This is a genomic window from Streptomyces cacaoi (assembly GCF_006539165.1).
GTDB lineage: Bacteria > Actinomycetota > Actinomycetes > Streptomycetales > Streptomycetaceae > Streptomyces > Streptomyces cacaoi.
In genome coordinates, this window is sequence record NZ_BJMM01000004.1 from 416,755 (window position 1) to 436,099 (window position 19,345).

Consider the following 19,345-nt stretch of genomic DNA (forward strand, 5'->3'; position numbering starts at 1 on the left):
CTGGCCGGCGGAAGCGACGTGAGGAGGCGCTGTGGACGACCACACGAGCGGCACCGGTACCGCCACCGGCACCGGGCGGCCCGAGCGGGCACCGGACCTGGTGCGGGTGGAGCACGGACGGGCCGACGAGGCCGAACTGGCCGCCGTGACCGTCGTGTTGCTGTCGCTGCGTGCCCGCCGCGCGGCGCGGCTCGGGGAGTCCGGCGGGGCCGGCGGGCGCGCCCGGGGCGGCGCCGGGTCCCGCTCGGCGCACCGGTACCGGGGCCGGCCGGCGCCGTTCCGGGCGCCGTACAGCTGGTGTTGAGCACCCGGCGGGCCCGAGTGCGCGCCCACGGTGCCCCCTCGCGCCGGTGAAAACCGCACAAGCGGTTTGTTAGGCTTACCGGTTGCCGGACCGCAGGAAGGGGATCCGACATGACAGTGCTGAGCGACCCGTCTCCGGCCGTCGCAGAACCCGAGGACGCGCGGGGGCGGGTGGCCGAACTGCACGGCATCCGGGCCCAGGCGCAGGCGGGCCCGAGCGAGAAGGCGACGGCGGCGCAGCACGCCAAGGGCAAGCTGACGGCGCGCGAACGCATCGGACTGCTGCTGGACGAGGGCTCGTTCCAGGAGGTCGAGCAACTGCGCCGGCACCGGGCGACCGGCTTCGGGCTGGAGGAGAAGAAGCCGTACACGGACGGTGTGGTGACCGGCTGGGGCACCGTCGAGGGCCGGACGGTCTTCGTGTACGCGCACGACTTCCGGATCTTCGGCGGGGCGCTGGGCGAGGCGCACGCGGAGAAGATCCACAAGATCATGGATCTGGCGCTGACCGCGGGCGCGCCGCTCGTCTCCCTCAACGACGGTGCGGGCGCCCGGATCCAGGAGGGCGTCTCGGCGCTGGCCGGCTACGGCGGCATCTTCCGCCGCAACACCAGGGCGTCCGGCGTCATTCCGCAGATCTCGGTCATGCTCGGCCCCTGCGCGGGCGGCGCGGCGTACTCGCCCGCGCTGACCGACTTCGTGTTCATGGTCCGCGGGACCTCGCAGATGTTCATCACGGGGCCCGACGTGGTCAAGACCGTCACCGGCGAGGAGATCAGCCACGACGGCCTGGGCGGCGCCGATGTGCACGCGGCGACCTCCGGCGTCGCGCACTTCGCCTACGACGACGAGGAGACCTGCCTCGCCGAGGTCCGCTATCTGCTGTCGATGCTGCCGCAGAACAACCAGGAGGCGCCGCCCGTGGCCCGCGGCGGCGACCCGGCCGACCGCAGGTCGGAGAAGCTGGTGGACCTGGTGCCGGCCGAGGGCAGCCGCCCCTACGACATGGCCGCCGTGCTGGAGGAGATCGTCGACGACGGCGAGTACCTGGAGATCCACGAGCGCTGGGCACGCAATGTGCTGTGCGTGCTGGCCCGGCTCGACGGCGAGGTCGTCGGCATCGTCGCCAACCAGCCGCAGAACCTCGCCGGGGTGCTCGACATCGACGCCTCCGAGAAGGCGGCACGCTTCGTCCGCACCTGCGACGCCTTCAACATCCCGCTGGTGACGCTGCTGGACGTGCCGGGCTTCCTGCCGGGCGTCGACCAGGAGCACGGCGGCATCATCCGGCACGGTGCGAAGCTGTTGTACGCGTACTGTGATGCGACGGTGCCGCGGATCTCGGTGGTCCTGCGCAAGGCGTACGGTGGGGCCTACATCGTGATGGACTCGCAGTCCATCGGCGCTGACCTGACGTACGCGTGGCCGACGAACGAGATCGCCGTGATGGGCGCCGAGGGCGCGGCCAACGTCGTCTTCCGCCGCCGGATCGCCGAGGCCGAGGACCCCGGGGCCATGCGTGCCCGCATGGTCGAGGAGTACAAGTCGGAGCTGATGCACCCCTATTACGCCGCCGAGCGAGGGCTCGTCGACGAGGTGATCGACCCCTCCGGGACCCGTGAGGTCCTCATCCGCTCCCTCGCGATGCTCCGGGCGAAGCACGCGGACCTGCCGACCCGCAAGCACGGCAACCCCCCACAGTGAGTCGACGAGTCGGGCCGCGGTGGGCCGCAACGGGCGGGCTGTGCCCGTGCGTTGCGGCGAAGCGGGCGCCGCGCCCGGAGCCAGGAGAAACAGATGGTCAAGCAGGCGCGTGCCGCGCGTACCCGTGAGTCGCTGATCCGTGCGGCCGCCGAGGTGTTCGCACAGGACGGGTTCGCGCTCGCCTCGCTCGCCGCGATCAGCAAGCGGGCCGGCGTCAGCAACGGCGCCCTGCACTTCCACTTCGAGAGCAAGAGCGCGCTCGCGCGGGCCGTCGAGGAGCAGGCGATGGAGGCCGTCCGGCGGATCACCGAGCAGGCGGCGGCCCGCGCGGGCGGCCCGCTCCAGGCGCTGGTCGAGGCGACGCACGCGCTGATGACGGAGCTGTCCGGCAACGGTGTGCTGCGCGCCGGGTTCGCGCTGGGCGGGGACGCCTCGCGCGGCGGGGGAGCGGCGCTGCGGCGCGAGTGGCAGCGCTGGGTCGAGGACGTGCTGCGGCAGGCCCGGCGGGAGGGCCTGCTGGCCGAGGGCGTCTCGCCGGACGGTGCGGCCTCGGCGATCGTCGCGGCGACCGTCGGTTTCGAGGTGCTCGGCAGCACCGACCGGAAGTGGCTCTCGGAACAGGTCATCACCCAGTTCTGGGGGCTCCTCCTGCCGCGGCTGGCCGGGGGCGGGCAGCCGGGGGAGCTGCGGCCGACCCCGGCGGCGGGCGAGTGACGGACCCGGCTCCGGCGGCCTCTGTGCCGAGCAGCAACCGGACCGCGTGGTCTCTTTTTGCCTCCCCAAGTGGGCGGTGCAGGCTTCCGATGCAGGCGATTCCCGTGCTGCTTTCTCCCCAAATAACTGCCCACAACGGGCAGTTGATCAAAAGCGCGCGTGATCAATGGAAAACGGAGCGGACGGTTTAATATTGACAAACCGTCCGTCCTGTTTTTTACTCAAGGGCATGTCGAGAGGTGCATCACACAACGGCCTCGCGCGACCGATGACTCGTGCACGAGTAGGGGAGACGGCATGGACATCGATGTACTGGGGGCATTGGCCGTCAGGGAGAACGGGATCTCCGTCACGCCGACGGCACCCAAGCCCCGCCAGGTTCTGGCACTGCTCGCCCTGCACGCCGACCAGGTCGTGCCCGTCGGCGCGCTGATCGAGGAACTCTGGGGCGAACACCCGCCGCGCAGCGCCCGCACCACCCTTCAGACCTATGTGCTCCAGCTGCGCGACATGATCTCCGCGGCCGTCGAGCGGGACCCGGAGGGCGTCGGCCCGCGCACCGCCAAGGACGTGCTCGTCACCTCGCCGGGCGGCTATCTGCTCAACAGCTCCGGCGGCACCCTCGACGTGCGCGAGTTCGAGCGGCTGGCCGGCACCGGATACCGGGCGATGGACGCCGGCGACTTCCCCGGCGCCGCCCGCCTGTTACGCCAGGCCCTGGACCTGTGGACCGGCAACGCGCTCACCGATGTGCAGGCCGGACCGCAGCTGGAGATGGAGACCAAACGGCTGGAGGAGACCCGGCTGTGCGCGCTCGACCAGCGCATCGAGGCCGATCTGCGGCTCGGCCGGCACCGTGAACTGCTCGGCGAGCTGAGCGTGTTGGTCCGCCGCTACCGCACCCACGAGAACCTGCACGGGCAGCTCATGCTCGCCCTGCACCGCTCCGGACGCCGCAGCGAGGCGCTGGAGGCGTACCAGCGGCTGCGGAACGCGCTCGTCCGGGAGCTGGGGCTGGAGCCCTCGGCGGGTCTGCGCAGGCTCCAGCGCTCGATCCTCATGGCCGGTCCCGAATCGGTGCCGGAGGCGGCTGAGGCCGGCGGGGGGCGCCTCAACCGCGTGGGCTGAGCGCGCGCCAGCAGACGCACCGTCCCGGTGCCGCCGCCCGGCCGCGGGCGCCGGTGCCGGGGCGCTGTGGTGTCCGTCGGGAGCGCCGGCCGGGGAGCGCCGGCGCGGGAGGAGGCCGTCATGCAGGCCAGGTCGGAGCGGTCCCGCCGCAGGCTCGTCCGGGCGGCGGCGGAGATGTTCGACGCGCACGGGTACGCCGACGCCACCCTGGGCCGGATCGCCCAGGCCGCCGGGATGACCAAGGGAGCCCTCTACTTCCACTTCGGCTCCAAGGACGGGCTCGCGGACGCCGTGCAGGAGCAGGGGCACGAGCTGCTGCGCCGGCAGGTGCGGGCCCTGGACGCGGCGGGGACGCCGCCGGTGCAGGGGCTCATCGATCTCACCCACCGGCTGGCCCGGGGGCTGCGCGAGGACCCCGTCGTACGGGCCGGCTTCCGTATCACCGTCGAGTGCGCGGGCCGCCGGCCGCCCGTCGCCGACCTCCACGCGGCCTGGGTCCGGGAGGCGGCCCGGCTGCTGGAGCGGGCCCGCGAGGCCGGCCGGCTGCGGGACGGCGTGGGCGACGACGGGCCCCGGGCGCTGCTCGCCGCCGTCGTCTGCGGGATCAGCGGGGCCTGGGGCGCGGGACTGTCCACCGCTGAACTCGCCTCCCGTGTCGCCGCGTTGTGGGCGACGCTGCTGCCCGCGCTCGTCCCGCCCGGCGAGCAGGAGCGCTACCGGACCCAGGCGCCGTCCGGGGCGCGGGGCCGCCGGGGCGCCGGCGCGGGCGCGGACGGGGGCGCGGGCGGGGGTGCGGGCACGCGCGAGGCCCGGAGCGCGGCCTGAGCCGACGGCCCCGCCCGTCCGCCCGGTACGCGTCCCGGACGGGCCCGTACCGGCGTCCGGGCAACCGCCCCCGCGGAGGCGCCGGTTCCTCTCCACGCCTGCTCAACACCCGCTTGAGCAGGCGTTTCCGCGTTCCCGGCGGCGGCTGTGCGCGCGTCGAACCGTGCTTGAACGCAGGTCGAGATTCCGGTGATCTGGTGCGAATCGGGCTAGCGTTCGGGACGCCGACGGCAGATGAGCCATCGGGCGAGCTCGACCAGTACGGAGGACACCATGGAGATCGAAGTTCTGGGTCCGTTGAGCGCCGATGTCAACGGGGGATCGATTGTTCCGACGGCCGGCAAGCCACGTCAGCTCCTCGCACTGCTTGCCTTCTATCCCGGCCGGGTCGTCCCCGTGGCGACCCTCATGGAGGAGATCTGGGGCACCGGGCTGCCGCAGAGCGCCATGACGACCCTCCAGACCTACATCCTGCAACTGCGGCGCCGCCTCGGCACGGCCATGGGGCCCGACGTGCCCGGCTCCGCCAAGGAGGTGCTGGCCACCCGGCACGGCGGCTACGTGCTCCAGATACCGCCGGAGTCCGTCGACGTGCACCGCTACGAGCGGCTGTGCACCGCGGGGCAGCACGCCTTCGAGGACGGCGAGGACGCGGTCGCCGCCCACACCTTCCGCAAGGCGCTCGCCGTCTGGAAGGGGCCGGCGCTCGTCGACGTACGCGTCGGCACCGTCCTGGAGATCGAGGTCATGCGGCTGGAGGAGAGCCGGCTGGTGACCGTCGAGCGGCGCATCGACGCCGATCTGCGGCTCGGCCGGCACGCCGAACTCACCTCGGAGCTCACCGAGTTGATCGCCCGCCACCCGCACCACGAAGGGCTGCACTCGCAGGCCATGGTGGCCCTCTACCGCTCCGGGCGGCAGGCCACCGCGCTCGACGTGTACCGCAGGCTGCGCGCCCGGCTCATCGAGGAACTGGGCGTGGAGCCCTCGCCGCAGCTCCAACGGCTGCACCAGGCGATGCTCGTCGTCGACCCGGCCTTGGACATCATCAGCGGGCCCCGCCGCACCTCCACGTTCGACCTGTACGCGGCGTGACGCCGCCCGGCGGGAACGGAGCGGCCGGGCCGGGGACCGTCCGGTTTCGAGCCGGGCTCTAGGCGGCCGGACGACGCTCGTCGGGACGTACTCGTTCAGGAGGGACGGCACATGTCCGACGAGCAGCCCGTGGGGCTCCACTGTTTCGCACACGCCGGGGCCGGCGTCTCCTGCTACTACGGCTGGCACCGCGAGCTGGGAGAGGGCGTCGCGTCCACCGCGCACCTGCTGCCCGGCCGGGAACGGCGCCGCCGGGAGCCGCGGCTGACGGGCCGGGACGAGCTGGTCGCCGATCTGCTCGGGCACTTCACCCCGCCCGCCCGGCCCGGCACACCCTGGGTGCTCTACGGCCACAGCCTCGGCGCGCTCGTCGCCTACACCCTCACCCGCGCCCTGCACGAGGCCGGACTGCCGCTGCCGGCGCTGCTCGCGGTGGGGGCGTGCCCGCCGCCGGACGCCGCCTCCGACCTGTCGGACTCCTGCACCGCGAGCGACGAACGGCTGCTGCCGCTGCTGGACGCGGCCGGCGCCGTGCCGCCGGGCGCCGCCCCGGGCGGACTGTGGCACCGGGCCGTGATGCCCGTCCTGCGGGACGATCTGACGCTCGCCGACGCGCTGCGCCGCGCCGCCCGGCAGCCGTCACCCGCCGGGCCGCTGCCCGTGCCGATGCTGTGCGTCGCCGGGCGGGACGACCCGCTGGCGCCGCCCGGTGTCGTGGCCGGCTGGAGCCGGTGGACCGCGGCGCGTGCCGTGGCCCGCACCGTGCCCGGCGACCACTTCTTCGTCCGCGGCCGTGAGCTGCCCCGGCTGGTGGGCCGCGCCTGCCGCGTCGTACGGCGCACCACGGCGGGCGGCGCGGCGCCGGTGGCAGCGGGGGCCGGGCGGTGAGGCGGGTCGTCGTCACCGGGATCGGGGTGGTCGCGCCCGGTGGCGTGGGCGTCGAGGAGTTCTGGACGCTGCTGACCGACGGGCGCACCGCGACCCGGCCCATCACCCTCTTCGACGCCTCCGGCTTCCGCTCCCGGGTCGCCGCCGAGGTCGACTTCGACCCCGCGGCACACGGCATCCCCGCCGCCCGCGCCCGACAGCTCGACCGCGCCGCCCAGTTCGCGCTGGCCGCCGCCGGCGAGGCGGTCGCCGACAGCGGGACGGCGCCCGGCGCCGGGGGCCCGGGCGCCGCCGACCCGGTGCGCACCGGCGTCACCCTGGGCAGCGCCGTCGGGTGCAGCACCGGGCTGGACGCGCTGTACGCACAGGTCAGCGAGGGCGGCTCGCGGTGGCTCGTGGACCACACCCGGGCCGAGGCGCGGCTCGCCGACTGCTTCGTGCCCAGCTCCATGGCGGCCGAGGTCGCCAGGGCCGTCGGCGCGCAGGGACCCGTCTCCGTGGTCTCCACCGGCTGCACCTCCGGGCTGGACGCCCTCGGCCACGCCGTCGACCTCATCCGGGACGGCAGCGCCGACGTCATGGTGGCCGGAGCCTCCGAGGCGCCCGTCACCCCGATCACCGTCGCCTCCTTCGACGCGATCCGCGCCACCTCCCCGCGCAACGACGAACCCGCCACCGCCTCCCGGCCGTTCGACCTGACCCGGAACGGCTTCGTCATCGGCGAGGGCAGCGCGGTGCTCGTACTGGAGGAATACGGGCACGCGCGGCGGCGCGGCGCCCGGATGTACGCGGAGGTCGCCGGCTTCGCCGCCCGCTCGAACGCCTACCACATGACGGGGCTGCGCCCGGACGGCGACGAGATGGCCGAGGCCATCCGCGTCGCCCTCGACGAGGCCCGGCTGGACCCCGCCGACATCGACTACGTCAACGCGCACGGCTCCGGCACCAAGCAGAACGACAAGCACGAGACCGCCGCGTTCAAACGGGCCCTGGGCGCACACGCCTGGCGGGTGCCGGTCAGCTCCATCAAGTCGATGATCGGCCACTCGCTGGGGGCGATCGGCTCCCTGGAGGCCGCGGCCTGCGCACTGGCCATCGCCCACGACACCGTGCCGCCCACCGCCAACCTGCACACCCCCGACCCGGACTGCGACCTCGACTGCGTCCCGCTGACCGCGCGCGAGCAGCGCACCGACACCGTGCTCAGCGTCGGCAGCGGCTTCGGGGGATTCCAGAGCGCGCTGGTGCTCACCGCACGGCACCTGAAGGAGGCCGCCGTATGACCGCGCCGACACCCACCGCCCCCGCGACGGCCGGGCCGGACGCCACCGGGCCGGACGCCACCGGCCGAGGGACCGGGCCGGGCGCCGTCCGCTCGGGGCAGGCCGTCGTCACCGGGATCGGGGTCGCGGCCCCCAACGGGCTGGGCACCGCGGCATGGTGGGACGCGACGCTGCACGGCCGCGGCGGTATCGGGCCCGTCACCCGGTTCGACGCCACCGGCTACCCGGTGCGGCTGGCCGGCGAGGTGCCCGGCTTCGTCGACGAGGAGCACGTCCCCGACCGGCTGCTGCCGCAGACCGACCGGGTGACCCGGCTGGCGCTCGCCGCCGCCGCCGAGGCCCTCGACGACGCCGGGCTGGACATCGCCGCGTGCCCGCCCTACGGCGTCGGCGTCAGCACCGCCAACGCCGCCGGCGGCTTCGAGTTCGGGCAGCACGAACTCCAGCAGCTGTGGAGCAAGGGCAGCCGGCACGTCAGCGCCTACCAGTCCTTCGCCTGGTTCTACGCCGCCAACTCCGGCCAGATCTCCCTGCGGCACGGGCTGCGCGGCCCCAGCGGCGTCGTCGTCTCCGAGCAGGCCGGCGGGCTCGACGCCGTCGCACAGGCCCGGCGCCGGCTGCGCCACGGCGTGCGGGCGCTGGTCACCGGCGGCCTCGACGCCACCGTCTGCCCCTGGGGCTGGACGGCCCACCTGGCCGGCGGCGGGCTCAGCACCGCCACCGACCCCGAGCACGCCTACCTGCCGTTCGCCGAGCGGGCCGCCGGCCATGTCGTCGGCGAGGGCGGCGCGCTGCTCGTCCTGGAGGACGCCGCGGCCGCGCACGCGCGCGGCGCCGTCCCGTACGCCGTCGTCGCCGGCTGCGCCGCCACCTTCGACCCGGCACCCGGCACGGGCGACCCGCGGCTGCGCACCGCCGCTGGACTCGCCCTGGACGACGCCGGGATCACGCCGGACGACGTGGACGTCGTCTTCGCCGACGCGGCAGGCGAGCGGGAGGCCGACCGCGCCGAGGCCCACGCGCTCGCCGGGCTCTTCGGCCCGTACGGGGTGCCCGTGACGGCGCCGAAGACGATGACCGGGCGGCTCGGCTCCGGCGGCTCCGCGCTCGACCTGGCCGCCGCCGTCCTCACCCTGCGCGACCAGCTCGTCCCCCCGACCACCGGCACCGACCGGCCCGCCGACGACTGCCCCGTCGACCTGGTCACCGGCGCCCCCCGCCCGGCCGGCGCCGCGCCGCTGCGGCACGCGCTGGTGCTGGCCCGCGGCCGGGGCGGCTTCAACGCGGCGGCCGTCGTCCGGGCCACCGGCTGAGCACAACGGCACGGCAGGCGCGTCCACTTGGACACGGCGACCGCCCGGGAGAACCGGACGGAAGCCCGGACCGAAAACGAGAAACCACCCGGAAAGGAGTACATCGTGGGCCGGTTCGACCTCAGCGCACTCACCGCTCTGCTGCACGAGGCCGCGGGCGGAGGCAACGAACTGGGCGAGGACGACCTCGACACCCTCTTCCTCGACCTGGGGTACGACTCCCTCGCCCTGCTCCAGGTGACCGGCGTCATCGAACGCGACTACGACGTGACGCTGGAGGAGGAGGCCGTGGACGAGGCGGAGACCCCACGCCAGTTCCTGGACCTGGTCAACGGCGCCCTCGCGGGCCGTGCCGCGGTCTGAAGGGGGCGAAGACATGGGCGAGGGGGGCGCGTTGGGCGCCAGAGGCGCGGTGGGCGCGGCGGACGGACGGGGCCCGGCGGGCCCGGTGGGCGCGGCGGAGTCGGCGGAGTCGGCGGACGCGGCGGAGTCGGCGGGGACGGCGGACTCGGCGGAGGACGTGGGCCCGGTGGACGACGCGGGTCCGGCGGACGCGGTGGTGCCCGGGGCGCCCGCCCGGTTCACCGAACTCGCGGACGGCGTCTTCGGCTACGTCCAGCCGGACGGCGGCTGGTGTCTGAACAACGCCGGGCTGCTCGTCGCCGGCGGCGAGAGCGTGCTCATCGACACCGTCGCCACCGAGGCCAGGGCCCGGAGGCTGCGCGCCCTGGCCCTGCGCCTCGCCCCCGCTGCACCGCGGCTGCTGGTCAACACCCACTTCCACGGCGACCACACCTTCGGCAACTTCCTCTTCCCCGAAGCCACCGTCGTGGCACACGCACACGCCCGCGAGGACGTCCTGAGGGCCGGGCTGCACCTGACCGGGCTGTGGCCCGAGGTCCGCTGGGGCGATCTGCGAGTCGTCCCGCCGTCCGTCACCTACCGGGACCGGATGACGCTGCACATCGGCGGAGCGGACGGCTTCCCCGTCGAACTGCTGCACCCCGGCCCGGCGCACACCACCGGCGACACCGTCGTCTGGCTGCCCGAACAGCGCGTGGTCTTCACCGGCGACCTGGTGATGTCCCGCGTCACCCCTTTCTGCGTGATGGGCTCCGTTTCGGGCTCGCTGAAGGCCCTGGAGACGCTGCGCGCCCTGGGAGCCGAGACCGTCGTCCCCGGACACGGACCCGTCGGCGGACCCGAACTCCTCGACGCCGACGAGGGCTACCTGCGCCGCCTCCAACGGCTGGCCACCGCCGGCCTCGCCACCGGCCTGCCCCCCGCACACCTCGCCCACGACCCCGGCCCGGGCCCCTACGCCGACCTCCTGGACACCGAACGCCTGCTCCCCAACCTCCACCGCGCCTACGCGGAAGCCCGCGGCGCACCCCCCGGCGCCCCCCTGGACATCCCCGCCCTCTTCCACGAGATGACCGAACACCACGGCGGGGCCCCGGCCTGTTACGCGTGAGCGTGAGTGTCAATACGGAGGCGGTGTCGAGGGCACGAGCTTGAACTCCGCCCAGACGGCTTTGCCGACTCCCGTGCGGGAGGACACGCCCCAGTCGTCGGAGAGGTGGGCGACGAGGAAGAGGCCGCGACCGTCCGCGGCTTCGTCGTCCGGGGTCCGCACGCCGGGACGACCGGCGCCTGCATCATGCACCTCGATGCGCAGACGCATCTCGTCGACTTCGGCCCTCACCAGCACGTTCCGCCCGGGAGGGCTTCCGTGCCGCAGCGCGTTCGTGGCCAGTTCAGAGGTGCACAACCGCACGTCCTCGACGCGGTCCTCGACACCAGCAGCACGCAGGACCTCGACGACGAAGGCGCGGGCGGCAGCCACGGAGGCACGACGTCGCTCGAACAACCGCTCTCGGGAGATCGGCACGGCTACCACTTCTCCGTGGATGTGGAGCACTCCGAAGGCAGAGGACGAGGCGATGTGCTCCGCTTGGCGACGGCGATGTGCCGGCCGGAAGGGAATTGCGTGGGCATGTCCCCAGTCAACCGTTGGGGGACCGCTGTTGTCGGGAGCCTGCGAGGGGGCCACCAAGGGGGCCAGAATGGGGCCCGGAAGGTTCCTCAAGGGAGAGACCGGATGGGTCCAGAGGGCATTGGCGAGCTTCTGACACGCCTTCGCGACACGAGCGGGATGACGCATCAGCGCATTGCCGACGGGATCAACGACCGTGACGGCCGTGCGACCGTGACCGGCAAGGAGGTGAGTCGCTACCTGCGGGAGAAGCGCATTCCGTCGTCGCGCGTTCGTGGCTATCTGTCGGATCTGTTCGGGGTGGAACTCGCCATACTCGACCGCGCTGCCGCAGTGAGCAGGCAACGACGCGGGGAGCCGTCTTCGAAGACACGGATCGTCGAGCAGGCGCCGACGAGAAGGCTGCTCGCAGCCGATGCCGCCGAAGCTGCGGAGTTTGCGCGCTTCCTCGCGGGGACCAATAGCAGTGCGGCGGTGCTCGAAGGGCTGCATGCGGATGTGACGCGGCTCGCGCGCCACTACGTCAGTCAGCCGCTGGCGGGGCTGTACGGGGAGATCCGAACACTGCGCCGTGCCACCTTCGCGCTGTTGGAAGGGCGCCAACGCCCGTCCGACACCGCAGAGTTGTACCTGTTGGCCGGGCGCCTCTGCGGCTTGTCCGCGCATGTCTGCCTCGACGCCGGGGACTACGACTCCGCCGCGGCCCAGTCGCGAACGGCCTGGGCATGCGCCGACCTCGTCGGGCACAACGGGTTGCGCGCCTGGACCCGGGCAGCGCAGTCCCTCATCGCCTTCTGGAACGGCTCGCTGAGGCAGGCTGCAGATCTTGCCCGGGCCGGCCAGGAGTTCACGGCAGCGGGAAGCATCGGCGCACGGTTGGCTGGTCTGGAAGCCCGGGCGCTCGCGGTGGCAGGTGACCGTGATGGCGCCGCTGCGGCGCTGGCGACGGCGCAGCGGCGGCGGGAGAGCGCGGCGGACGAGGATGATTTCCCGGGAATCTTCAGTTTTCCGCTGGCCAAGCAGTGTGCCTACGCGGGAACCACGCACCTCGCCATCGGCGGACGACGGCACGTACAGGCGGCGATCACCAGCGCGGAGACCGCCGTGCGCCTGTACCGGAGTGCGGAGGATGCGGACAGGTCCGTCGGCGACTTGTTCGCTGCACATCTCGACATGGCGCGGGGCCATATGAAGGCCGGCAATGTCGACGGCACAGAGGCCATGATCGGTTTCGTGTTGGATGCCCGTCCGGAGACGCGATCCGCAAGCATCGCGCGGCGGCTCGGGGAGATCAGTGGTGAACTGGACGCGCCGGAGTTCCGCGACTCGACTCCGGTCTCGCATCTGCGGGCACGACTCAAGGAGGCCGCCATGGCCCCGGCAGGGCCCGCGGTGGGACGGGAGCAGCAGCGGTGACAGGTGCACCCGGAGGTCCCGACGCCGTGACGGATCGCGCCGTTCTCGCCGGTAGCGCGTACCGCGACGAACGGGATCTCGTCGCGCGGCAGTCTCTCTACCGGTGGCAGCACCCGAGCCACGACCTGCCGGGTCTGGTGGTCGATCACCTGCGGGACGTCCGGGGCACCGTCGTCGATGTCGGGTGCGGGAACGGCAAGTTCGTGAGGAGGCTCCACCGGGACCGCCCGGACCTCCGCGTGCTCGGCCTGGACATCTCGCCCGGCATCCTCGACGGGCTGCCCCGGCCGGTCGCCGTCGCGGACGCGGAGCGGCTACCGCTCGGTTCGGGCAGCGCCGGCGCGGTGCTCGCGCTGCACATGCTGTACCACGTGGGCGACATTCCGCGGGCGGTGGGCGAGCTGGCCCGCGTCGTCTCCGACAGCGGCGTCGTGATCGCGTCGACGAACAGCGAGCACGACAAGTCCGAACTCGACCGGCTGTGGCAGCGGGCCGCCGCCGATGTGCTCGGTGTCGCTCGGGGCCCGTCACGTATCTCACTCAGCGCCCGGTTCTCGTTGGAGAAGGCGCCGGACCACCTCGGTGCCGCGTTCGGCACGGTCGACGTGATCGAGCTGCCGGGAGTGATCGAGGTGCCCACGCCGGAACCGGTCGTCGCGCACCTGGCCTCGTACCGGGCATGGGCCGTCCAGCACGGTGTCCCGTTCGATGCCACGGTCGAGCGCGCGCAGATGCTCGTCGAGCGCCACATCGAGCAGCACGGCGCGTTCGAGATCAACGCCCTTGGTGGACTTCTGATCTGCTCGAAGTAGCGGGCCGCTGTGCGGTGGTTCGGCTGCCGAAGCCGTGCCGGTCCGGCCCCGTCCGGCCCGCCCCGGATGGGTAGGGTCCCGGCATGGAGGACTGGGTTGCGCGGGTGGGGGCGTTGCGGCAGTGGGGCGGTGGGGGTGAACGGGCGCCGCACAAGCCGCTGTTGCTGCTCTACGCGCTCGGCCGGTACCGGGACGATCCGGACGGGGCGCTGCGCTACAGCGACGTCGAGGAGGATCTCGCCGGGCTGCTGCGCGAGTACGGGCCGCCGCGGCGTACCTCGGCCGGTTACCCCTTCCACCATCTGACCGGCGACGGGGTGTGGGAGGTGCACACCGACGCGGGGCCCGGCAGCCCCGGCCCGAACGTGGGGGAGCTGCGTTCCCGGGGCGCCGCCGGGCGGCTCGCGCCCGGGCTGCGTGCCGCGCTCGCCGAGCGGCCCGCGCTGCTCGGCGACCTCGTGCACACCCTGCTGCATCTGCATTTCCCGCCGTCCCTGCACGCCGACATCGCCGCCGACACGGGCCTGGACGAGGTGCCGGGGCAGCCGCTCGCGCCCACGGCGGAACGGACCGGGGTGCGGCGTCTGGTCCGCGACCCCCGGGCAGCGGCGGCGCTGCGCCGGCGCGTCCTCGACGCCTACGGGCGGCGCTGCGCGTTCTGCGGGTTCGACGGTGCACTGGATCGCCGCCCCGTCGGCCTGGAGGCCGCGCACGTCCGGTGGTGGGCCCACCGGGGGCCCGATGTGCCGGCCAACACGCTGTGCCTGTGCGCGCTGCACCACCGGCTGTTCGACAAGGGCGTGCTGGGCGTCGACGAACGGGCCCGGATCGCTGTCTCGCCCCGCTTCACCGCGCGGGGGACGGCGGCCCGTGCCCAGGTCGACGCGCTCGGCGGCCGGCCCGTGGCCGTCCCCGAGGACGGCTCGGAGCCGGTCGCGCCGCAGTACGCCAGGTGGCACGCCCGGCAGGTGTTCCGCGCCTGAGGGCCCGGTTCCGCGCCTGAGCGCTCCGCTGCTGTTCCTCGCTCCCTTCGCCCCGGCGCTGTTCCCCGGCCCGGCCCCCGCCGCCGTTTCCTGGCCGGGCGCCCGCCGCTGGTCCTCTGCTGAGCGCCTGCCGCCGTTCCGCGGCAGAGTGCCCGGCGCGCCTCAGTCCAGGTCGTCCCGGGTGACCACCCGGTGGTGGGTGCGCCACTTGCCGCGGGAGCGCACCAGGACGTCCCGCATGACGCACACCCGCAGCACCCGGCTCGGGCCGCCGCGCGGGGTCGCGTGCACCAGCGCGTAGCAGCGGGTGTGCAGCGTGCCGTCCGGCTGCGGGCTCAGGTCGAGCATGCCGATCCAGTGCCGCAACTGCTCGCCTCCGCGCTCCCGTTGGGATCTGTTGTGCTCCACGGAGGCGGCCAGCTCGGCGCGGCCGCGCAGTGGACGCTCCAGCGTGGGCACGTCGAAGACCGCGTCCGGCGTGAACGTGGCCGCCCAGCGGGCACCGTCGAAGGCGTCGAACAGCTGCATCTGGTGGGAGTAGAACTGCTGGATCTCGGCGTAGAGGATCCCGAACTCGGGTGCGGGCTCCGTCCGCTGGGGCTCGGTCAGTGTGCTCATGGTGCTCCTTCCGGTCGGCTCCCGGGCGTCGGCCCCGGGATGTCGGCTCCGACGGGCACCCCCACCGTGTGCGCCGGGGATCGAGCACCCTTCGAAGACTCCTCAAGCGGCCCGGCGGACGGTGGAGGCTCCGGGGCGCCACCGCCCCGCGCCGATGTCCGCCCGACGAGCCGGAGGAGACAGCGCCGTGCCGACCTTCACCTGCCCGGACCTTCCCCTGGACGGTCTGCTGCGCAGGGCCGCCGCGCGCAGGCCCGCGGCGCCGGCCCTGCGCGCCGGGGAAAACACCGTCTCCTACGGCGAGTTGGACGAGCGGGCCGACCGGGTCGCGGCCTGGCTGGCCGGTCCCGCCGGTATACGGCCCGGGGCGCGCGTCGCCGTCGCCAACGTCCTCGACCCCTCGTTCGCCGCGCTGTTCAACGGCATCGTCCGGGCCGGCGCGACCGCCGTCCTCGTCAACCCGCTGCTGCCCGCCGACGGACTGCTGCACGTGCTGCGCACCTCGCGCGCCGAGACGGCCTTTCTGCCCGCGGCGGCGGCCGGGCTGCTCGCGCCGCACCGGCGCACGGTGCCGCACCTGCACACCGTCGTGGCACCGCACCCCGACGGGCCGGGGACGCCGGACGGGCCGGAGACGGCGGACGGGCCGCACGTGCCGGACGGGCCGGAGTTGCCGGTCGTGCCCGGTGTGCCTGCCGTTTCCGGTGCTTCGGCGTCCGCCGTGGTGCCGCTGCGCACCGTGTGGGACGCCCCCGCACGGGCGCCCCGGCACCGCGTCACCCCGGACGACCTCGCCTGTATCCAGTTCACCTCCGGCACCACCGGACGGCCCAAGGGCGTGCTGCTGACCCACCGCAACATGGTCGCCAACGCCCGGCAGACCGCGCTCGCGCACGCGCTGGACGCACACTCCGTCACCCTCAATCACCTGCCCCTCCACCACGTCATGCATCTGAACTCGGCGCTGTACGCGGGCGCCTGCCAGGTGCTGTGCCAGGACCCCGACCCCTACGCCTCGCTCGCCACGGCCGCCGCACACGGCGCCACCCACTACTTCGGGCTGCCCGCGCGGCTGCACCGGCTCGCCGCCGACGCACGGCTCGCCACCGCACCGCCGCGCCCCGCCGGGCCCCGGCTGCGGGTCGTCCTCTCCGGCGGCTCGGCACTGCGGCCCGACGCCGCCCGCGCCCTGCGGGCACACCTGGGCGTGCCCGTCCTCCAGGGCTACGGGCTGGCCGAACTGTCCCCGCTCACCCACTGCCAGCGGCCCGGCGACGAGCCGGGCGCCGTCGGCCGCACCGTGCCCGGCACCGGCTGCCGCATCGTCGACGTGACCACACGGCGGCCCGTACCGCGCGGCGAGCCCGGCGAAGTGCTGCTGCGCGGCCCGCAGTTGATGGCCGGCTACCTCGGCGAGGAGCGGTGCGTCCGCATCGACGCCGACGGCTGGTTCGCCACCGGCGACATCGGACTGCTCGACGCGTCCGGCTCCCTGCGGCTGGTCGACCGCCTCGACGACGTGTTCACCTGCGACAACGAACTGGTCTCGCCCAGCGAGGTGGAGCGCGTCCTGCACCGGGACCCGCGGGTCGCCGACTGCGTCGTCACCCGGTGGCCGGACCCCGTGCACGGTGGCCTCGCCTGGGCGGGCATCGTCCTGCGGGGTGCGGGGCCGGGTGGGGACCCGTGTACGCCCGCACCCGGTGCCGGACGCCGCTCCGGGGGCGCGTCTGCCGGACGCCGGTCCGGGGGCGCGTCCGTGCCGGGGTCCGTGCCGGAGCCTGTGTCCGTGCCTGCGCCTGTGCCCGTGCCGGGCTCCGCGCCCGTGCCGGGGTCCGCGCCCGTGCCGGGCGCCACGCATGTGAACGCGTCTGCTTCCGTGCCGGAGGACGGGCCCGTGCACACTGCCGTGCTCTCGTCCGTGTCGGGGGACGGCGCCGTGCTGGACGACGTCGTCGCGCGGGCCAACCGGGGGCTCGCGCCGCACGAACGGATCCGGGTCGCGGAGGTCGTCGAGGCCGTGCCGCGTACGGCTGCCGGGAAGCTCCGGCGGCGTGTCGTGCGGCAGCGGGTCGCCGAGCGGGCCGCTGCCGTCCCGTCGTCGTCCGTGCCGCGCACCGCGCCCGGCGCGCGGTCGGCGGACCCGGCGGACTCAGCGGATCCGGTGGGCCCACCGCACCCAGCGCTCAGCGGGCCTCCCGCGCCGGTCGCGTGCACCGCGCCTCCACCGCACACCGTCGGCTGAACGCACGCGGCCGGTACCGCCCGGGCCCAACTCCCCGGAGCGGACGGCTGGTTCGAGGCCGACGACACACCACCGCCCGGGCCTCAGCCCGGGCCCCGCCCGTACCGGCGCGGACACCACCGCGCCGGCCACCACCGACCCGAGGAGCCGGACCGTGCCGACCTCCGACATCCGCGGCCACGCGACCACCGCCCCGCACCGGCCCGCCGGGGCACCCGACGAGGCGGGAACCCAGGTCCTCGTCGTGGGCGCCGGGCCCGTCGGGCTGACCGCCGCGCACGAACTCGCCCGCCGCGGGCTGCGGATACGTCTCATCGACGCCGCACCCGGCCCCGCACGCACCAGCCGGGCCGTGGCCACCCACCCGCGCACCCTGGAGACCTGGGCCCAGATGGGCCTCGTCGACGCCATGCTCCGGCACGGCCGCCGCAACCAGGCGTTCACCATGTACGCCAAGGGCAGACGTCTCGTCCGGCTGGAAGCCGACTACGCGAAGATGCCGACCGCCTACCCGTTCACGCTCGTCGTCCCGCAGACCGCGACGGAGGCCGTCCTGCGGGAGGCGGTCGGCCGGCTCGGCGTCACCGTCGAATGGGGGGTGCGGCTGGCCGGGTTCACCCAGGACGCGCGCTCCGTGCGGGCCCGGCTGTCCGGGCCGCACGGCGAGGAACAGCTCGACGTGCCCTGGCTGGTCGGCTGCGACGGCGGCCACAGCACCGTGCGCAAACAGCTCGGGCTGCCCCTCCTCGGCGAGACCAGCGACACCTGGATGCTCGCCGACGCGCCCGTCGAGACCGATCTGCCGCCCGACACCATCTACTGGGCGCACACCGGCAGTCAGGCCCTGATGATGGTCCCCTACGCGCAGGCCGGGCGCTACCGGCTGCTGGACACCGTGCCGCCGCCCGGTGTGGCCCCCGGCCAGGACACCGCCGGGCGGGACATCGAAGCGGTGCTGTCGCGGAAGCTGTCCGCCGGGCTCGGCCGGACCGTCCGCGTCGGGCCCTCCGAGTGGACCTCGGTGTTCACCTTCCAGCAGCGGATGGTCGAGCGGATGCACCAGGGCCGGGTGTGCGTGGCCGGTGACGCCGCACATGTGCACAGCCCCGCCTCCGGGCAGGGCATGAACACCGGTGTCCAGGACGCCTACAACCTCGCCTGGAAACTCGCCATGGTCGTCCAGGGGCACGCCGCGCCCGCGCTGCTCGACACCTACAGCGAGGAACGCGTACCGATCGGCCGCGCGCTCCTCGGCTCCACCCGGACCGCCACCTTCCTCGTCCAGCTGAAGAACCTCCTCGCCTCCGTGGCGCTGCCCGTCGTCTTCTCCGTCGTACGGACCTTCCCCGTGCTGCGTCGGGCCCTCCAGCGGAAGGTGCTCGGCGGTATGTCCGGGCTGCGGATCCGCTACGGCGACAGCTCTCTCACCGTCGGTGGCGGCCGGGGTGCGGTCGGGCCGCGGCCCGGGGAGCGGGTCACCGTCGCCGCGCCCGGTGGGCCCGGTGCGGACGCCTTCCACGCCGAACTGCGCGACCCGCGCTGGACGTTGTTCCATGTGGCCGGTACGTCCGGCGAGCGGGACGCGGCCGACGGGCTGGCGCGGTGGGGGGCCGGGTGGCTGTCCGTCCGGGCCCTCGGCGATTCCGGTGCCCTCGATGCTCCCGGCGCCCTCGATGATTCCGGCGCCCTGGGTGAGCCCGACGCTTACGACGGTCCCGGCGCCCTCGGTGATTTCGCGGCTTTCGGCGGGTCCCGCGTCCTCGTCGATGCCGACGGGCAGGTCCGGCGGGGGCTCGGACTGGAGCGTGGGGGGTGGGTGCTGGTGCGGCCCGATGGTTATGTCGCCGGACGGGGTGGTGCGTTGGGCTCCGGCGAGGTGAGAGGTGTTCTGGCTCGCCTCCTCTCCCGTGCGGACCGGGTCCCTGTCTCCTAGCGCTTCTGTCGGCTCCGCCGTGGTGGTTGCTGTCGCCGTGTGCGGTTCGTCTGCTGGTTGCGCCTTGATCCAGGGTTCGCCTTTTTGGG

18 protein-coding genes are annotated in these 19,345 nt (G+C 74.3%); 16 read left to right on the forward strand and 2 right to left on the reverse strand.

What is annotated here, in order from left to right:
• Positions 1-31: 31 nt before the first annotated feature.
• The 11 genes from SCA03_RS07250 to SCA03_RS07300 all read left to right on the forward strand — a co-directional run bounded on the left by SCA03_RS07250 (position 32) and on the right by SCA03_RS07300 (position 10,727).
• Positions 32-304: an acyl-CoA carboxylase epsilon subunit gene (locus SCA03_RS07250; RefSeq protein WP_086817033.1), complete on the forward strand. Its 273-nt coding sequence runs from the start codon at positions 32-34 to the stop codon at positions 302-304.
• Positions 305-414: 110 nt separating this feature from the next.
• Positions 415-2,007, forward strand: coding sequence for an acyl-CoA carboxylase subunit beta (locus SCA03_RS07255; protein ID WP_086817031.1), 1,593 nt, complete (start codon positions 415-417; stop codon positions 2,005-2,007).
• Positions 2,008-2,100: 93 nt separating this feature from the next.
• Positions 2,101-2,721, forward strand: a complete 621-nt coding sequence (locus SCA03_RS07260) for a ScbR family autoregulator-binding transcription factor (protein WP_030874486.1) — start codon at positions 2,101-2,103, stop codon at positions 2,719-2,721.
• 297 nt (positions 2,722-3,018) lie between these two features.
• Positions 3,019-3,849 (forward strand): AfsR/SARP family transcriptional regulator, encoded by an 831-nt coding sequence (locus SCA03_RS07265; RefSeq protein ID WP_030874484.1) that lies wholly within the window; start codon positions 3,019-3,021, stop codon positions 3,847-3,849.
• A 120-nt stretch (positions 3,850-3,969) separates the two neighbouring features.
• Complete coding sequence (locus tag SCA03_RS36750; protein ID WP_078874879.1) at positions 3,970-4,674, forward strand: ScbR family autoregulator-binding transcription factor; 705 nt, start codon at positions 3,970-3,972, stop codon at positions 4,672-4,674.
• Between the two features lie 273 nt (positions 4,675-4,947).
• Positions 4,948-5,769 (forward strand): AfsR/SARP family transcriptional regulator, encoded by an 822-nt coding sequence (locus SCA03_RS07275; protein ID WP_030874480.1) that lies wholly within the window; start codon positions 4,948-4,950, stop codon positions 5,767-5,769.
• A 111-nt stretch (positions 5,770-5,880) separates the two neighbouring features.
• Positions 5,881-6,657: a thioesterase II family protein gene (locus tag SCA03_RS07280; protein ID WP_051846244.1), complete on the forward strand. Its 777-nt coding sequence runs from the start codon at positions 5,881-5,883 to the stop codon at positions 6,655-6,657.
• Positions 6,654-7,940, forward strand: a complete 1,287-nt coding sequence (locus SCA03_RS07285) for a beta-ketoacyl-[acyl-carrier-protein] synthase family protein (protein ID WP_030874476.1) — start codon at positions 6,654-6,656, stop codon at positions 7,938-7,940. The genes SCA03_RS07280 and SCA03_RS07285 overlap by 4 nt, the downstream gene beginning before the upstream one ends.
• The gene (locus SCA03_RS07290) at positions 7,937-9,253 is read left to right on the forward strand and encodes a ketosynthase chain-length factor (protein ID WP_086818425.1); all 1,317 of its coding nucleotides are present in this window, start codon (positions 7,937-7,939) and stop codon (positions 9,251-9,253) included. The genes SCA03_RS07285 and SCA03_RS07290 overlap by 4 nt, the downstream gene beginning before the upstream one ends.
• Before the next feature lie 105 nt (positions 9,254-9,358).
• Positions 9,359-9,616: a phosphopantetheine-binding protein gene (locus SCA03_RS07295; protein WP_030874470.1), complete on the forward strand. Its 258-nt coding sequence runs from the start codon at positions 9,359-9,361 to the stop codon at positions 9,614-9,616.
• A gap of 13 nt (positions 9,617-9,629) precedes the next feature.
• A complete protein-coding gene (locus SCA03_RS07300) occupies positions 9,630-10,727 on the forward strand; it encodes an MBL fold metallo-hydrolase (protein ID WP_141275262.1) in 1,098 nt (365 codons plus the stop codon).
• A gap of 9 nt (positions 10,728-10,736) precedes the next feature.
• Here the strand turns inward: SCA03_RS07300 and SCA03_RS35990 are convergent, their stop codons facing one another.
• A complete protein-coding gene (locus SCA03_RS35990) occupies positions 10,737-11,144 on the reverse strand; it encodes an ATP-binding protein (protein WP_230988518.1) in 408 nt (135 codons plus the stop codon).
• A 210-nt stretch (positions 11,145-11,354) separates the two neighbouring features.
• On the opposite strand from SCA03_RS35990, the gene SCA03_RS07310 reads away from it, so the two are divergent.
• The 3 genes from SCA03_RS07310 (at position 11,355) to SCA03_RS07320 (ending at position 14,460) form a co-directional block, all read left to right on the forward strand.
• Positions 11,355-12,665, forward strand: coding sequence for an NsdA family TPR-like regulatory protein (locus tag SCA03_RS07310; protein WP_086814420.1), 1,311 nt, complete (start codon positions 11,355-11,357; stop codon positions 12,663-12,665).
• A complete protein-coding gene (locus tag SCA03_RS07315) occupies positions 12,662-13,477 on the forward strand; it encodes a class I SAM-dependent methyltransferase (RefSeq protein WP_086814419.1) in 816 nt (271 codons plus the stop codon). The genes SCA03_RS07310 and SCA03_RS07315 overlap by 4 nt, the downstream gene beginning before the upstream one ends.
• Before the next feature lie 83 nt (positions 13,478-13,560).
• Positions 13,561-14,460 carry a phosphorothioated DNA-binding restriction endonuclease gene (locus SCA03_RS07320; protein ID WP_141275263.1) on the forward strand — a complete coding sequence of 300 codons (900 nt, stop codon included), beginning with the start codon at positions 13,561-13,563 and terminating at the stop codon, positions 14,458-14,460.
• Between the two features lie 162 nt (positions 14,461-14,622).
• Here SCA03_RS07320 and SCA03_RS07325 read toward each other — a convergent pair whose 3' ends face one another.
• Positions 14,623-15,078: a nuclear transport factor 2 family protein gene (locus SCA03_RS07325; protein ID WP_086817714.1), complete on the reverse strand. Its 456-nt coding sequence runs from the start codon at positions 15,076-15,078 to the stop codon at positions 14,623-14,625.
• Between the two features lie 187 nt (positions 15,079-15,265).
• On the opposite strand from SCA03_RS07325, the gene SCA03_RS07330 reads away from it, so the two are divergent.
• Together SCA03_RS07330 and SCA03_RS07335 are read left to right on the forward strand one after the other, a co-directional pair.
• Positions 15,266-17,323 carry an AMP-binding protein gene (locus SCA03_RS07330; protein WP_230988520.1) on the forward strand — a complete coding sequence of 686 codons (2,058 nt, stop codon included), beginning with the start codon at positions 15,266-15,268 and terminating at the stop codon, positions 17,321-17,323.
• 154 nt (positions 17,324-17,477) lie between these two features.
• A complete protein-coding gene (locus tag SCA03_RS07335; RefSeq protein WP_212767220.1) occupies positions 17,478-19,256 on the forward strand; it encodes an FAD-dependent oxidoreductase in 1,779 nt (592 codons plus the stop codon).
• The last annotated feature ends 89 nt before the right edge of the window (positions 19,257-19,345 follow it).